Source organism: Streptomyces sp. MAI_2237 (assembly GCF_054189285.1).
In genome coordinates this window covers 391,499-406,692 of the sequence record NZ_JAJPGQ010000003.1, presented here as the reverse complement: position 1 = coordinate 406,692, position 15,194 = coordinate 391,499, and the positions used below count along the sequence as shown (strand labels likewise).

The following is a 15,194-nucleotide window of genomic DNA, read 5'->3' as shown; positions in this document are numbered from 1 at the left end:
GACAGGACCGTGAACTTTCCGGTCTTTCCAACCCCCCATGTCGTGAGGGAACTTGATGAGAAGAAGCGCAGCCGTGCTGTGCGGTACGGCCGTCGTCCTCGCCGGATCGGTCACGGCCGTCCCCGCCGAGGCCAGCACCTCGTCCTCCGCCCCCTCCTTCCAGCCGGCCAAGGTCACCTGGAAGAAGTGCGGCACGGACGACTCCCCGACCCTGCAGTGCGGTTCGGTGAAGGTGCCCCTCGACTACGCCAAGCCGCAGGGCCGGAAGATAACCCTGGCCCTGACCCGGGTTCCGCACACCGCCACCAAGTTCCAGGGCCCGCTGCTGGTCAACCCCGGCGGCCCCGGCGGCAGCGGCCTGAGCCTCGCTCCCTTCGTCGCCTCCTCGCTGCCCAAGGCGGTCGCGGCCCAGTACGACGTCATCGGCTTCGACCCGCGCGGCGTCGGCGAGAGCAAGCCCGCCCTCGACTGCAAGCCGGGCTACTTCAACCCCGTCCGCCCGGCCAGCGTTCCCACCAGCCCGGCCCTCGAGAAGGCCAACCTGGAGCGCGCCAAGTCCTTCGCCGCCGCCTGCGGCCGCAAGTACGCGGACGTGCTGCCGTACATCAACACCATCAGCGCCGTGAAGGACATGGACTCGATCCGCAAGTCCGTCCGCGCCAAGAAGATCAACTACTTCGGCTACTCCTACGGCACCTACCTGGGCCAGGTCTACGCCAAGCTCTTCCCGCACCAGGTGCGCCGCCTGGTCCTGGACTCGATCGTCGACCCCGACGGGGTCTGGTACGACGACAACATCGGCCAGGACTACGCCTTCGACGCCCGCCACAAGGCGCTCATGGCGTGGATCGCCAAGTACGACTCGACGTACAAGCTCGGCACCGACCCGGCCAAGATCGAGGCCAAGTGGTACGCGATGCAGGCCGCACTCGCCAAGACGCCCGCGGGCGGCAAGGTGGGCGCCGCGGAGCTGGAGGACACCTTCCTGCCCGGCGGCTACTACAACGGCTACTGGCCCTACCTGGCACAGGCGTTCGCCGCGTACGTCAACGACCACAACTCCGCACCGCTGGTGACGGCGTACCAGAACTTCGCCGCGATCGACGCCTCCGGTGACAACGGCTACAGCGTCTACGCGGCCGTGCAGTGCCGTGACGTGTCCTGGCCGCGGGACTGGAAGCAGTGGGAGAAGGACAACTGGGCGGTGTACGCCAAGGCGCCCTTCAACGCCTGGAACAACGCCTGGTACAACGCGCCGTGCGCGTTCTGGCCCACCAAGTCGCTGAAGCCGGTGAACGTCGCCAACTCCAAGCTGCCGCCGGTGCTGCTGTTCCAGGCGACGAACGACGCGGCCACCCCGTACCAGGGCGGTGTCACCGTCCACCGTCTGCTCAAGCACTCCAGCCTGGTCGTCGAGCAGGGCGGCGGCAACCACGGCATCACGCTGAGCGGCAACGCCTGCCTGGACAAGTACCTGGCGAAGTACCTGACCGACGGCACCGTCCCGCGCGGGCACGGCACGGCCGACGCGGTCTGCCAGAAGACGGCCGACCCGAAGCCGTCGGCCTCGGCGAAGTCCGCGCTGACGGCCCAGCAGCCGGCCGCCGGGGCGCGCGGTGAGGCCCTGCACGGCCTGCTCGGCTTCCGCGGCTGAGCAGCACGCCAGTGAGGTAGAGCTACGCGAGAAGGGGCGCCCGGTGTTCGCCGGGCGCCCCTTCGTCGTCGTACGGAAGCGGTGGTTACAGCTTCTCGATGACGTAGTCGATGCACTTCGTCAGCGCCTCGACGTCCGCCGGGTCGATCGCCGGGAACATCGCCACGCGCAGCTGGTTGCGGCCGAGCTTGCGGTAGGGCTCGGTGTCGACGATGCCGTTGGCGCGCAGCACCTTGGCGACGGCGGCCGCGTCGACCTCGTCGGAGAAGTCGATGGTGCCGATGACCTGCGAGCGCTTGGCCGGGTCGGTGACGAACGGCGTCGCGAACTTCACGTCCTCCGCCCAGCCGTACAGCGTGCGCGCGGAGGTGGCCGTGCGGCGCACCGCGAAGTCCAGACCGCCCTGGCCGTTGAGCCACTCCAGCTGCTGGTTCAGCAGGAACAGGGTGGCCAGCGCCGGGGTGTTGTACGTCTGGTTCTTGCGGGAGTTGTCGATCGCCGTCGGCAGCGAGAAGAACTCCGGGACGTGCCGGCCGGAGGCGTGGATGCGCTCGGCGCGCTCGATCGCGGCGGGCGAGAAGACGCCGATCCACAGGCCGCCGTCGGAGGCGAAGGACTTCTGCGGGGCGAAGTAGTAGACGTCCGTCTCGGAGACGTCCACCGGCAGGCCGCCGGCGCCGGAGGTGGCGTCGACCAGGACCAGCGAGCCCTCGTCGGCACCGGCCACGCGCTTGATCGGCATGGCGACACCGGTGGAGGTCTCGTTGTGCGTGAAGGCGTAGACGTCGACGCCCGCCTCGGCCTGCGGCTCCGGGTGGGTGCCCGGGTCGGAGGCGATCACGGTCGGCTCGGCCAGCCACGGGGCCAGCTTGGCGGCCTTGGCGAACTTCGAGCTGAACTCGCCGAAGTTGAGGTGCTGGGACTTGTTCTCGATCAGCCCGTGCGTCGCGACGTCCCAGAAGGCCGTCGAGCCGCCGTTGCCGAGGATCACCTCGTAGCCCCCGGGCAGGGAGAACAGCTCGGAGATGCCCTCACGGACCTTGCCGACCAGGTTCTTCACCGGAGCCTGGCGGTGGGAGGTCCCCATGAGGGACGTACCGGTGGCGGCCAGCGCGTCCAGCGCTTCCGTCCGCACCTTGGAGGGGCCCGCGCCGAATCGACCGTCGGCGGGCTTGATGTCAGCGGGAATCTGGATCTCAGCCACGAGCCGGAGCGTATCCCCTCGGCGAAACGGCACGGAAACGTGTCCGTTCGATGAGACGAGTCCTCCGGCCCGTGGACTTGTCGTGATCTACGAGGCCGTGAGGCGGACCGGCAGCTCGAACAGGTCGTTCTGGGTCACCACCGGCTTGTTGCGCAGGTCGGTGGCCGGTACCGCCAGGTCGAGGTCCGGGAAGCGGGCGTACAGCGCGGGCAGCGCGACCGCCGCCTCCAGACGGGACAGGGCGGCGCCGGGGCAGACGTGCGGGCCGTGACCGAAGCTGATGTGCCGGTTCGGCGAGGTCCGCGTGATGTCGAAGTCCCCGGCGGTCGGGCCGTGCGCCTCCTCGTCGCGGCCGATGGCGGCGTACGACACGATCAGCGCGTCGCCCGCCGGGAGGACCCTGTCGCCGACCGGGACGTCCTCGGTCGCGAAGCGGATCAGCACGTGGGAGGTGGGAGTGGAGTGGCGCAGGGTCTCCTCGGTCACCTGGGACCAGTCGGCCGCGCCGGACAGCACCAGCGATCGCTGATCCGGGTGGAGTGACAGCTGGACCACCGCGTTGACGATGAGCGAGATCGTCGTCTCGTGGCCGGCCGCGACCATCAGCTGGAGCGTGGAGACGATCTCCTCGTCGCTGAGGTGGTCGCCGTTCTCCGAGGCCAGGATCAGCGCCGAGGTCAGGTCGTCGCCCGGCTCGGCACGCTTGGTGGCGACCGTGCCGGCCATGACCCTCGCGAGTTCGGTGAGGGTCGCGACGACCTCGGCGGGCGGGGTCTGGGTGGAGAAGAACTTCTCGAAGAGCTCCTTCAGGCGGGGCAGGCGCGCCGGGGCGATGCCCATGAGATCGGCGACGACGTACATGGGCAGCGGGTGGGCGAAGGCCGCCTTCAGGTCGACGACACCGCCGGTGGCCGCCGCGGCGAGGTCGTCGAGGAGCCGCTCGGTGAGCTCGGTGATCCGGCCCCGCATCTCCTCCACCCGGCGCGGGGTGAGCGCCTGGGCCACCAGCGCCCGCATCCGCCGGTGGTCGGCGCCGTCCACCGTGAGCATCGAGCGGCCGGGGTTGGCGAGGCCGATGAGCGGCCAGTCCGGCGGGATCTCCCCGCGCCGCCAGGCGCCCCAGACGCCGATGTCCTTCACCAGCCGCGGATCGGTGAGCAGCCGCTTGGCCTCGGCGTGCCGGGTGACCGCCCAGACGGGCACGCCACCGGGCAGCTCCACGGCGGCCAGCGGCCCCGCCGCACGCAGCCGCGCGCTCTCACCGTCCAGATCCCGCACAAAGGGATCAAGCGCGATACGCGTCTCCTCCACACGGCTCTGTTCAACACCGGTCGTGGTCATACGGGCCTCCTGGGCAGGCAGCAGGGCGGTCGGGAATGGCGCACGGGGCTTTCGACTGCGGGGTGGGACGGAGCGGGGTGGGTCGGGTCACGGTCGGCGCTGGGGGCGTAGGGGGGCGAGGGCATGCGGTACGGGATCGGCGGGCCGGTCGGTGGCGGGGCTTCGGTGGTGGGCGAGGCGGGCGGGGTCTGTGCCGCCGGGTGGCGGAGGTGGTCGAGGGCTTGCGGTGCGGGATGGGCGGGCCGGGCCGCTTGCGGTGCGGGATGGGTGGGCCGGGTCGCGTGGGCCGGTCGGTGGCGGGGCTTCGGTGGTGGGCGAGGCGGGCGGGGTCTGTGCCGCCGGGTGGCGGTCGGGGCGGGTCAGAGGGTGGGGACCGGGGTGAAGTGGACCGGGAGGTGGGAGAGGCCTCTGAGCCAGGGGGAGGGGCGGCGGGTGAGGGACCCGGCGGGGACGGCCAGGTCGATGTCGGGCAGCCGGTCCAGCACCACCTCGATGCCGGTGCGCGCGATGACCTCGGCGATCTCCTGCGCCGGGAACGGGCAGCGGTGCTCGCCGTGCCCGAAGGAGAAGTGCGCGCTGTTGCCGCCGGTGAGCGCCGAGCCGTCGGTGCGCACCTGCGGGTCGGAGTTGGCGCCCTGCAGCCCGAGCAGAAGCAGATCGCCGGCACGGATGCGGCGCCCGCCGAGCTGGGTGTCGCGGGCGGCCCAGCGGCCGGCCACGTTCTGCGTGGGCGTGTCCTCCCACAGGACCTCGTTCATGGCGTCGGCGACGCTGTTGCGCCCGCCGAAGAGGGAGGCCGCGAACCGCTCGTCGGTCAGCATCAGCCGCAGCGAGTTGCCGATCCAGTCGGCAGTCGGCTGATGACCCGCCGCCATCATCACCATCAGGTCCTGGACGATCTCCTCGTCACCGAAGCCCGAACGGTCGGCGAGCATCCGCGAGACGACGTCGTCGGCCGGACGGGCCTTCCGCTCGGCCACCAGCCGGGCCATCGAGCCGGCCAGGTGGGTCTGCCCGGCGAGCGCCCGCTCCCGGCCGTCGATCATGTCGTTCAGCGCGGTCACCAGGCCCGGCCCCTGCTCGTCGGGAAAGCCGAAGAGCCGGGCGAGGACGCGCACGGGCAGCAGCATGGCGTACTCGGCGACGAGGTCCGCCTGGCCGCGCCCGCACACCGCGTCGATGAGTTCGTCGGCGAACTTCTCCGCGTGGCCGCGTAGTTCGGAAGGGGCGACGGCCTCCAGCGCGCCGCTGATCATCGCGGCGCGCTCGCGGTGACGTTCACCGACGGTGTAGAGGATCGAGGGCTGCCCGCGGCCGATCATCGGCAGCAGCGGCCAGTCGGCGGGGATACGGTCCCACTGGTTCCACAGTCCGGAGTCCCGGCTGAACAGCACCGGATCGCCGGTGACCTGCTGCAGCTCGCGATAGCCCAGCACCAGCCAGGCCGGTACGCCCCCGTCGAGCACGACCGGGGTGACGGCACCGTGCTCGCGCCGCATCTCGCGGTACAGCCGGGCCGGTTCGGTCTGGAACCTGGGTCCACCGAGCGGTACGGGGACGGTCGCACCCGAGGGGGTGCGGGCGTCAGAGGTTGCGGAGTCCAACGAGCACCTGTTCCAGGACGTCGGGGTCGATGACGGCGGCCTTCCTCGGATGGCGGGCGCTGACGCGGCCCGCCGCGAGGAGGTCGGAGAGGAGGATCTTGGTGATGCCGACGGGGAGCCGCAGCTCGGCCGCCAGCTCCACCACGGCGACGGGGCGCTGGGCCGCGCGCAGGATCGTCACGTGCTCCGACTGCATGCCGGGCGCCGGATCGCACTCGGCGACCACGAGGGTCACCAGGTCGAAGGGGCTGTCCGGCGCGGAGCGGGCGCGGCCCTGGGTGAGGGTGTAGAGGCGGTCCGGTGAGTCGTCCCTGCCGGGGCGGCTCATGACGTCCGGGGCTGTGCGCTCAGGTGCGGGCCGAGCTGTTCCACGAGTTCGCTCATCCGGTGCCCGACGAGTCCCGCGTCGGTGTCCTCCTCCGTGAGGACGGCCAGATGCGCGCCGTCGCCCGCCTCCACGATGTACAGCACCCCGCCGTGGAACTCGGTCATCGCCGACCGTATGCCGCCGCTGCCGTCCCCGAACTCACTGGACGCGCCGTGCGCCAGCGACTGGATGCCGGCGGCGATCGCGGCGAGCTGGTCGGCCCGGTCGACGGTGAGTTCCGGTGTCCGGCACAGCCTCAGCCCGTCCCGCGACAGCACCAGCGCGTGCCGCGCCCCCGGGGTGCGCTCCAGCAGTCCCTCGATGAGCCAGGTGAGCTTGTCGTCCACGGTGTTGGGGCCGGTGCCGATACCGGTCATGAGGTGGCGTTGCCTTCCGGGTGGGGGCGGGAGGTACGGGTCGGGTCGGGGGTGGGCTCCGGGGCCGTGGGGGTGGTGGTGTCCTCCGCCGGCGCGGACCCCAGGTCGGAGAGCGAGCCGCGTACGGCCCGCTGGAAGCTGCTGAACCGGGCGGCGCGGGCCAGGGGGTCGTCCAGGGAGACGACGGCGGGGCGCGGCGGTTCCTCGTCGGCACGCGCGCGTGCCCGCTCCTGCTCGGCCTCCGCGAGCGCGCGGCCACGGCGGCGCTGGGGCAGGCCGTCGGGGAGGGGATCCGTGTCCCGGCCGGAGGAGTCGTGGCGGGGAAGGGGGCCGTGGTCCGGGGTGGCCGGGGCGTGGTGCGTCTCCGCGGGGACGAGCGACGAGGAGCCGTAGGACACCGGCCACTCCTCCCCGTACGGCACCAGCGCCGTCCCGCTCCCGGCGTCGTCGGGCCACGGCTCGTCGTCGTGGGCGGTGTCGTGCGAGGTGCCCTCGAACCAGGGCCAGTGGGGAGCCCCCTGCGGCCGGGAGGCCGGCTGCTCGCCGGTGCTCCACTCCGCCCCCTCGACCGGGCGGCCCGTGGGTGGCTCCGGGAGCGCCGGTGCGGAGGCGGCCGGCGCGGGCTCGGCGGGCTGCTCCGGTACGAGGATGTCCTGCGGTACCAGCATCAGCACACCGGTGCCGCCGCGGGCGGACGGGCGGTAGGAGACCTTCAGGCCGTACTTGCGGGCGAGGCGGCCGACGACCGCGAGCCCGAGGCGGGTGCCGGTGAGGCCGCCCAGGCCGCCGAGGTCACCGGAGACGGCGCGCTCGGCGCGGCGCATCTGCACGTCGCCCATGACCAGCCCGCTGTCCTCGACGGACACGATGACCCCGGCCGGCACCTCCTCGACGTACACATGCACCTCGGCGGTCGGCGGCGAGAAGTTGGCCGCGTTGTCGAGGAGTTCGGCGAGCGCGTGCATGACGCCCTCGGCGGCGTGCCCGGCGACCGCGGCCTCGCACGCGGAGTGCACACGCACCCGCCGGTAGCCGCTGATCCGCCCCATGGCGCCCCGCAGGATCGACTCCATGCCGATCGGCCGGGCCCACCGGCGCCCGGAGCGGGCCCCGGCGAGGACGGCGACGGAGTCGGCGATCCGGCCCGCCTGCGCGGTGCGGTGGTCGAGGTGGAGCAGGTCGGCGAGGACGTCCTCGTCCTCGTGCCGTTCCTCCATGGCGCGCAGGTCGGCGAGCATCCCGGTGGCCAGGGCCTGCATCCGGCCGGCCGCGTTGGCGGTCGCGGCGATCGCGGCGGCCCGCTCCTGCTCGGCCTGCCGGGCCCGCTCGGCGAGAGCGGCGTGCCCGGCGGCCTGGCGCGCCCGCTCCTCACCGATCGCGGCGGCCGACCGGGCACGCTCCTGGGCCAGTTCGGCGGCGTAGCGGGCCCGCTCCCGGGTCAGCTCCTCCGTCAGCCGCACCCGTTCCTGGTCGAACTCCGCGCTCTGTCGAATCCGGTCCTGCAGCAGCCGCCCGGTGTCGGCGGTGACGGCCTCCAGCCGGCGGCGGGTGATCCGGGCCGTGAGGACGGAGCGGGTGGCCACGGCGACGGCCGCGCACAGCAGCAGGGCCCCGGCGCCCGCGCCGAGGGCGAGCGGCAGGCGCTGCGCCTGGGGGGTCCGGGCGACCGCGCCGGCCACCGCGAGGGCGGCCAGCACGGCGGTGAGCAGGGGGACGGGCGCGAGGGAGCGCAGGGAGGGACGTTCGCCGGGCTGGAGGGGGGCGGTCATGAGTCGGGTCCTCGGTCGGGGGTCCTCGGTGGGGGTCCTCGGTCGTCCTTGTCCGTGTCCGTGTCCGTGCCGTGCCGTGAGCCTGTCCATCTCCTGAGCGAGTAGATACACCTGGTGCTCAACTGGCGGTCACTATATGGGAGTTCGTGATCGAATTGGGAAGGTTCGGAATCCGTTCACAGTTTCTGTCCCCTCATCGGTGAGAGTCCGGTGGACGGAGCGGTCGTCACTGTCAGTGGCGGGATGCATGCTGGGGGCATGACGGATCTCGAGGCGGAGCTGCGGGGGGCCGTCCGGGGCGAGGTCGGCTTCGACGCCATGTCCCGGGCGCTGACGACGATGGACGCGTCGAACTACCGGCGCGTCCCGCTGGGGGTGGTCGCGCCCCGGGACGCGGACGACGTGACGGCCGTGCTGGCGGTGTGCCGGGAGCGCGGGGTGCCGGTCGTGCCGCGCGGCGGGGGCACGTCGATCGCGGGACAGGCGACCGGCACCGGCGTCGTACTGGACTTCACCCGTCATATGAACCGCCTGCTGGCCGTCGACCCCGAAGCGCGTACGGCCGTGGTCCAGCCCGGTCTCGTCCTGGACCGCCTCCAGGAGGCCGCCGCCCCGCACGGCCTGCGCTTCGGCCCCGACCCCTCCACGCACAGCCGCTGCACCCTCGGCGGAATGATCGGCAACAACGCGTGCGGCTCCCACTCGGTGGCCTGGGGCACGACGGCGGACAGCGTGCGGGAGCTGGACGTGGTCACCGCGCGCGGCGAGCGGCTGCGGCTCGGGCGGGAGTGGGCCGGCGCGCCGGAGGGCCTGCGGGCACTGGTGGAGGGCGAGTTGGCGCGGCTGCGGACCGGCTACCCGGAGCTGCCCCGCCGCATCTCCGGCTACGCGCTGGACGCGCTGCTCCCCGAGAAGGGCGCGGACGTCGCCCGTTCCTTCTGCGGCAGCGAGGGCACCCTCGGGGTGCTCACCGAGGCGGTCGTACGACTCGTGGAGGCACCCCCCGCGCGGGCGCTGGCCGTCCTGGGCTACGCGGACGAGAGCGCGGCCGCCGAGGCCGCGGCGGGACTGCTGCCCCACCGGCCGCTCACGGTCGAGGGGATGGCGGCGGACCTGGTCCCCGCGGCGTCGTCGGCCGGACTGCCGAGGGGCGGCGCATGGCTGTTCGTCGAGGCGGGAGGGGAGTCCGCGGACGAGGCACGCGCGCGTGCGGAGGCGATCGTGCGGGCGGCCGACGTCCTGGACGCTCTGGTCGTCACCGACCCGGCCGGGCAGCGGGCCCTGTGGCGGATCCGCGAGGACGCGAGCGGTACGGCGACGCGGATGCCTGGGGGCACCTCCCGGACGAAGTCTGGGGGAGGCACCGAGGCATGGCCCGGCTGGGAGGACTGCGCGGTGCCGCCCGCGCGGCTCGGCGCGTATCTGCGGGACTTCCGGGGGCTGTTGACGGACCACGGCCTGCGCGGGACGCCCTACGGCCACTTCGGCGACGGCTGCATCCACGTCCGCATCGACTTCGACCTGCTGACCGCGGCGGGCGTCGCCCGCTTCCGCCGCTTCTCGGAGGAGCTGGCCGAACTCGTCGTGGCCCACGGCGGATCGCTGTCCGGCGAGCACGGCGACGGACAGGCACGGGCGGAGCTGCTGCCGAGGATGTACGGCCCCGACCTGATCGCCCTCTTCGAGCGGGCGAAGGCCCTCTGGGACCCCGACGACCTCCTCAACCCCGGCATGCTGGTCCGCCCCGCGCCCCTCGACGCCAACCTCCGCTTCTCCGTCCTGCCGCGCGAGCCGGTCGACGTGGCCTTCGGCTACCCGGCGGACGGCGGCGACTTCGCGGCCGCGGTACGCCGCTGCGTGGGCGTCGCCAAGTGCCGTACGACATCCGCCGCCGGCACCTCCGTGATGTGCCCGTCCTTCCGCGCGACCGGCGAGGAGGAGCACTCCACGCGCGGGCGTGCCCGGCTGCTGCACGAGATGCTGGCCGGTGAGGTGATCACCGACGGCTGGCGGTCGACGGAGGTACGGGACGCGCTGGATCTGTGCCTGTCCTGCAAGGGATGCCGGTCCGACTGCCCGGTCGAGGTCGACATGGCCACGTACAAGGCGGAGTTCCTGCACCACCACTACGCGCGACGGCGCCGCCCGGCCGCGCACTACAGCATGGGGTGGCTGCCGCGGTGGCTGCACTGGGTGACGCGGACCCGGAGCGCGGGCCTGGTCAACGCGCTCGCCTCGGTGGGGCCGTTGGCGGCGCTCGCCAAGCGGCTGGGCGGGATCGCGCCCGAGCGGGAGCTGCCGCGGATCGCGCCCGAGACGTTCAGCCGGTGGTGGACGCGCAGGACCGTGGAACAGCTGCGGCGGATGATGGCCGAGTGGAAGCTGCGGGGCGGCCCGGCCGACGCACGGCACCCGCACGACACCGACGGCCCCGAGGCCGCCGGCGGGGTCACGGACGACGTCGATGACATGGATGACATGGATGACATGGATGACGCGGATGACACCGAGGACGACTTCCCGCCCGCCGTCGCCCTGTGGCCCGACACCTTCACCGAGCACTTCGCGCCCGAGGTGGGGAAGGCGGCCCTGAAGGTGCTGGAGGCGGCCGGGCTGATGGTGATGCAGCCGCCGCGATTCAAGTGGAAGGCGCGGGTGGAGCAGATGCCCGAAGGTGAGGCGTGGGGGTACGGCGCGAACCCGCTGACCGCCCGCCGCTCGCGCGTCTGCTGCGGGCTGACGTACCTCTCGACGGGCCAACTCGACCGCGCACGAACGGTGTTGCGTCGCACCCTGGACCTGCTGGCCCCCTTCCTCGACCCGCGGCTGGAGACAGTCCCGGCGTTCGTCGTCCTGGAGCCGAGCTGCGCCGCCGCCCTGCGCACGGATCTTCCCGAGCTGCTGCACGACGACCCGCGCGCGGCCCGCCTCGCCGCCTCGGTCGTCACGTTCGCCGAGGCGATGGAGCGGTACGCCCCCGACTGGACCCCGCCCGCCCTCGACCGCCCGGTCACCGGGCAGACCCACTGCCACCAGCACGCGGTCCTCGGCGACGCCCCCGACCGCCGCCTGCGCGAGGCCGCCGGCCTCACCGGCGAACTGACCGGCGGCTGCTGCGGGCTGGCGGGCAACTTCGGCTTCGAGAAAGGCCACTTCGAGGTGTCGGCGGCCTGCGCGGAGGAGCGGCTGCTGCCTGCCGTCCGCGTGGCGGCGGAGGGGACCGAGGTGCTCGCCGACGGCTTCTCGTGCCGGACCCAGCTGGAGCAGCTGGCGGGAGTACGGGCCCGGCATCTCGCGCAGGTGCTCGCCGAGGGCCTCGACTGAGGGGGTCTCGACTGGGAGGTCTCGACTGGGGTTCTCCAAAAGGTCTCTCTCAGGTTCATAAGAGGACTCTCAGGTTCGGCGGGCGCTCCAAGGATTCTCCAAGGTATTCACAGTGCCTGCTTGCCATTTCCGCGCCGACTTTGCCGTCGCTTGAGTTGCGGGGCATGTAAGTTCATCGGTGTCGGGGAGCCGGACGCGGAATTCCCGAACCATTGAACTGCGAAACACTAGGAGTCGGAATGAGCCTCAAGAAGCTCGCCCCGCTGTCCCCGAAGCCCAAGAAGCAGCTCCCCCCGCCGCCGCCGAAGCCCAAGAAGAAGCACCCCAAGCCCCCGGTGCCGAAGCCGATCCCCGGCGGCCACGACAACTGAGTGAGTTCTGAGAGGACCGGCGGTAATTTTCGCCGGTCCTCTCCGCTTGCGAATTCGTCGACTTTCGCAGCCGATTCCAGCGACCGAAAGCGGAGGGAATACGCCATGGATAGGGACGAGGACGACGAGGAGTGCGGGTACGGCACTCCCACGATTCCGGCCCGTGCCGCTTTCCGCCGTTTCTGGCCGTTGACCGGAGGGCTGCGCCGCTGGCTGCTGCTGGTCTGGGCGTGCACCGTGCTCGCCGCGCTCGCCGAGACCGAGGCGATCCTGGTCTTCAGCGACCTGACCGACAACGCCCTGCAGAAGGGATCACTGGCCGCCTTCTGGGGCCCGGCCGCGAAGTGGCTCGCGGTCGCGGTCGTCGGCGCGGTCGTCGCCTACGCCGGCAACTCCCTCGCCGCCTGGGTCACCGAACGCTTCGTGATGAGACTGCGCGAGCACGTCTTCGACCACGTACAGCGGTTGCCCCCGCACTTCTTCCAACGCCACCGCCAGGGCGACCTGTTGTCCCGGCTGACCGGTGACGTCGAGGCGATCGAGACGATGGTCGTCTCCGGGCTGGTCGGCGCCGCGTCCGCCGCCTTCTCCGCCCTCTTCTACGCGGCCGCCGCCTTCTGGCTGCGCTGGGACCTGGCCGCCGCCACCTTCGTCCTGGCCCCACTGTTCTGGCTGGCCGCCCGCCGGTTCTCCGGCTCCATCAAGGACGTCTCGCGCGACGGCCGGGTCGCCGACGGCGCGATCACCTCCGTCGTCGAGGAGTCCCTGTCCAACATCGTGCTGACCCAGGCCTACGACCGCCGGGATGCCGAACGCCGCCGGCTGGGCGAGGAGGCGAACGCCTGGTTCCGCGCCTCGGTGCGCTCCACCCGCCTCAACGAGGCCTACCAGCAGCTCGTCGCCGTCATCGAGACCGTCTGCGTGCTCGCGGTGATCGGCATCGGCGCCTGGGAGATCTCCACCGGCCGCATGACCCTGGGCCAGCTGCTCGCCTTCTCCGCCTTCCTCGGCTACCTCTACCCCCCGGTCCGCGGGCTGGCCCAGCTCGGTCTGACGGTCACCGCCGCGACCGCCGGCGCCGAGCGGCTGATCGAGATCCTCGACGTCCGCCCCGCCGTCGCCGACCCCCGCCACGCCGCGGTGACCGGCCGCCCCGACGGCGCCGTCGAGGTCCGCGACGTCTCCTTCACCTACCCGGGCGCCGACACCGTCGCCCTGCGGGACCTGTCCTTCACGGTCGCCCCCGGCGAGCTGGTGATCGTCACCGGCCCGAGCGGTGCCGGCAAGTCCACGGTCTCCAAACTGCTGCTGCGCTTCTACGACCCGGACGCCGGCGACGTACTCCTGGACGGCACACCGGTCCGGGACCTGCCGCTGGCCCGGCTGCGCGAGTACGTCACGCTCCTGCCGCAGGAGACCCTCGTCCTGCACGACACCGTCCGCGCCAACATCGCCTGCGGCCGCCCCGGCGCCAGCGACCACGCCATCGAGGAGGCCGCGCGGGCGGCGGACGCGCACGACTTCGTCGTCCGGCTCCCCGACGGCTACGACACCCGGGTCGACCCCCACTCGGCCCGGCTGTCCGGCGGCCAGCTCCAGCGCCTCGCCATCGCCCGTGCGATCCTGCGCGACTCCCCGGTCCTGGTCCTGGACGAACCCACGACCGGCCTCGACGCCATGGCGGCCCGCCGGGTCGTCAAGCCGCTGCGCCGCCTGATGGCGGGCCGCACGACCATCATGATCACGCACGACCTCAACCTCGCCCCCGATGCCGACCGCATCCTGGTCGTCGACCGGGGCCGGATCGTCGAGACCGGCCGGCACGAGGACCTGCTCGCGCGGGGCGGCGCGTACGCCCGGCTGCACCGCTCCCAGAACAATGCGGTCATGGACACCGGCGAGCTGCGCATGCCCCTGTTCGTGGAACAGCAGCCGGTCGCGGAGCAGGTGCAGACGGTCTACCTGTACGAGCCGTACGGCGCCTGGCAGGAGCCGGCGTACCCCTACGCGCAGGCCGCCCACGACCCCCACGCCCCCGGCGCGGTCCCCCTGACCCTCGACGACGGGCGCCCCCTCTTCCGTGAGGAGGAACCCTGGCCCGGCATCTGAGGCACCTGACATCCACGAGGTCCACCATGCGGGACAGCCCCATACCGGGTTTACGGGCCTGACAAAGGCTATTAGCCTGGACTCGGCAGTACATCACGCTGAACGAAACCCGAGCCGAGCACCCCTGGACAGCCCGTGACCAGCTCCAGCACGACCACTCCCGCCGCGTCGCAGGCCGTCGGCGGTCCGCAGCGCCCCGGCGGCTCCCTCGGCCCGGTCGGCCTGGTGCTCGCGGGCGGCGTCTCCGTGCAGTTCGGTGCCGCGGTCGCGGTGAACCTGATGCCGCGGGCCGGCGCGCTGGGCGTCGTCACGCTGCGGCTGCTCGCGGCGGCCGTCGTGCTGCTGGTGTTCTGCCGCCCCCGGCTGCGCGGCCACTCCCGCGCCGACTGGAGCACGGTGATCGTCTTCGGCGTCACCCTCGGCGCGATGAACGGCCTGTTCTACCAGGCCCTCGTCCGCATCCCGCTGGGCGCCGCGGTCACCCTGGAGGTCCTCGGCCCGCTGGCCCTGTCGGTGCTGGCCTCGCGCCGGGCGCTCAACGCCGTGTGGGCCGCCCTCGCCCTGGCCGGTGTCTTCCTCCTCGGCGGCGGGGGCTTCGGCGACCTCGACCTCGTCGGCGTGGCCTTCGCGCTCGGCGCGGGCGCCATGTGGGCGACGTACATCGTCTTCAGCGCTCGCACCGGGCAGCGGTTCCCGCAGGCCGACGGGTTGGCGCTGGCCATGGCGGTGGGCGCGCTGCTCGTCCTCCCGCTGGGCATCGCCGAGTCCGGGTCCAAGCTGTCCGACCCGGTGACCATCGGGCTCGGCGCGGCCGTCGCCCTGATGTCGTCGGTGCTGCCCTACACCCTGGAACTGCTCGCCCTGCGCCGGCTGCCCGCCTCCACCTTCGCCATCCTGATGAGCCTGGAACCGGCCCTCGCGGCCTCGGCGGGCTTCCTCGTCCTCGGCCAGACCCTGTCCGCCGTACAGGTCGCGGCGATCGCCCTGGTCATCGCGGCGAGCATGGGCGCGGTCAGAACCCAGGTAGGCCGAGGCAAAGCAAAGCTCCCGCCAACGGCCCCCGAAGCCTGACGC

General features: G+C 72.6%; 11 protein-coding genes. 5 read left to right on the top strand and 6 right to left on the bottom strand.

Annotation, left to right across the window (positions count from 1 at the left end):
• The first annotated feature begins 55 nt into the window (after nucleotides 1-55).
• A complete protein-coding gene (locus LN251_RS12015) occupies nucleotides 56-1,654 on the top strand; it encodes an alpha/beta hydrolase (RefSeq protein WP_458244435.1) in 1,599 nt (532 codons plus the stop codon).
• Between the two features lie 85 nt (nucleotides 1,655-1,739).
• On the opposite strand, the gene serC is transcribed toward LN251_RS12015, so the two are convergent.
• The 6 genes from serC to LN251_RS11985 all read right to left on the bottom strand — a co-directional run bounded on the left by serC (nucleotide 1,740) and on the right by LN251_RS11985 (nucleotide 8,316).
• The gene (gene serC / locus LN251_RS12010) at nucleotides 1,740-2,858 is read right to left on the bottom strand and encodes a phosphoserine transaminase (RefSeq protein WP_458244434.1); all 1,119 of its coding nucleotides are present in this window, start codon (nucleotides 2,856-2,858) and stop codon (nucleotides 1,740-1,742) included.
• Between the two features lie 87 nt (nucleotides 2,859-2,945).
• Nucleotides 2,946-4,199: a cytochrome P450 family protein gene (locus LN251_RS12005; protein WP_458244433.1), complete on the bottom strand. Its 1,254-nt coding sequence runs from the start codon at nucleotides 4,197-4,199 to the stop codon at nucleotides 2,946-2,948.
• Nucleotides 4,200-4,558: 359 nt separating this feature from the next.
• Nucleotides 4,559-5,803: a cytochrome P450 gene (locus tag LN251_RS12000; protein ID WP_458244432.1), complete on the bottom strand. Its 1,245-nt coding sequence runs from the start codon at nucleotides 5,801-5,803 to the stop codon at nucleotides 4,559-4,561.
• Entirely contained in the window at nucleotides 5,784-6,131 is a 348-nt protein-coding gene (locus tag LN251_RS11995) for a DUF742 domain-containing protein (protein ID WP_458244431.1), read from the bottom strand. Before LN251_RS11995 ends, LN251_RS12000 begins: the two co-directional genes overlap by 20 nt.
• The gene (locus LN251_RS11990; RefSeq protein WP_458244430.1) at nucleotides 6,128-6,547 is read right to left on the bottom strand and encodes a roadblock/LC7 domain-containing protein; all 420 of its coding nucleotides are present in this window, start codon (nucleotides 6,545-6,547) and stop codon (nucleotides 6,128-6,130) included. Before LN251_RS11990 ends, LN251_RS11995 begins: the two co-directional genes overlap by 4 nt.
• Entirely contained in the window at nucleotides 6,544-8,316 is a 1,773-nt protein-coding gene (locus LN251_RS11985; RefSeq protein ID WP_458244429.1) for an ATP-binding protein, read from the bottom strand. The genes LN251_RS11990 and LN251_RS11985 overlap by 4 nt, the downstream gene beginning before the upstream one ends.
• 258 nt (nucleotides 8,317-8,574) lie before the next feature.
• Here LN251_RS11985 and LN251_RS11980 point away from each other — a divergent pair, with 258 nt between their 5' ends.
• The 4 genes from LN251_RS11980 (at nucleotide 8,575) to LN251_RS11965 (ending at nucleotide 15,191) form a co-directional block, all read left to right on the top strand.
• On the top strand, nucleotides 8,575-11,640 hold the full coding sequence (locus tag LN251_RS11980; RefSeq protein ID WP_458244428.1) for an FAD-binding and (Fe-S)-binding domain-containing protein: 3,066 nt from the start codon (nucleotides 8,575-8,577) through the stop codon (nucleotides 11,638-11,640).
• 239 nt (nucleotides 11,641-11,879) lie between these two features.
• Nucleotides 11,880-12,011: a hypothetical protein gene (locus tag LN251_RS11975; RefSeq protein ID WP_458244427.1), complete on the top strand. Its 132-nt coding sequence runs from the start codon at nucleotides 11,880-11,882 to the stop codon at nucleotides 12,009-12,011.
• Nucleotides 12,012-12,116: 105 nt separating this feature from the next.
• Nucleotides 12,117-14,120 carry an ABC transporter ATP-binding protein gene (locus tag LN251_RS11970; protein ID WP_458244426.1) on the top strand — a complete coding sequence of 668 codons (2,004 nt, stop codon included), beginning with the start codon at nucleotides 12,117-12,119 and terminating at the stop codon, nucleotides 14,118-14,120.
• Nucleotides 14,121-14,255: 135 nt separating this feature from the next.
• Nucleotides 14,256-15,191 carry an EamA family transporter gene (locus LN251_RS11965; protein ID WP_458244425.1) on the top strand — a complete coding sequence of 312 codons (936 nt, stop codon included), beginning with the start codon at nucleotides 14,256-14,258 and terminating at the stop codon, nucleotides 15,189-15,191.
• Nucleotides 15,192-15,194: the final 3 nt, after the last annotated feature.

Excerpts from the sequence above, each read along its gene's own strand:
- LN251_RS11975 (WP_458244427.1), top strand. The coding sequence starts at position 11,880 with ATGAGCCTCAAGAAGCTCGCCCCGCTGTCCCCGAAGCCCAAGAAGCAG.
- LN251_RS12005 (WP_458244433.1), bottom strand. The coding sequence starts at position 4,199 with ATGACCACGACCGGTGTTGAACAGAGCCGTGTGGAGGAGACGCGTATC.
- LN251_RS11990 (WP_458244430.1), bottom strand. The coding sequence starts at position 6,547 with ATGACCGGTATCGGCACCGGCCCCAACACCGTGGACGACAAGCTCACC.
- LN251_RS11985 (WP_458244429.1), bottom strand. The coding sequence starts at position 8,316 with ATGACCGCCCCCCTCCAGCCCGGCGAACGTCCCTCCCTGCGCTCCCTC.
- LN251_RS11980 (WP_458244428.1), top strand. The coding sequence starts at position 8,575 with ATGACGGATCTCGAGGCGGAGCTGCGGGGGGCCGTCCGGGGCGAGGTC.
- LN251_RS11970 (WP_458244426.1), top strand. The coding sequence starts at position 12,117 with ATGGATAGGGACGAGGACGACGAGGAGTGCGGGTACGGCACTCCCACG.
- LN251_RS11995 (WP_458244431.1), bottom strand. The coding sequence starts at position 6,131 with ATGAGCCGCCCCGGCAGGGACGACTCACCGGACCGCCTCTACACCCTC.
- LN251_RS12015 (WP_458244435.1), top strand. The coding sequence starts at position 56 with ATGAGAAGAAGCGCAGCCGTGCTGTGCGGTACGGCCGTCGTCCTCGCC.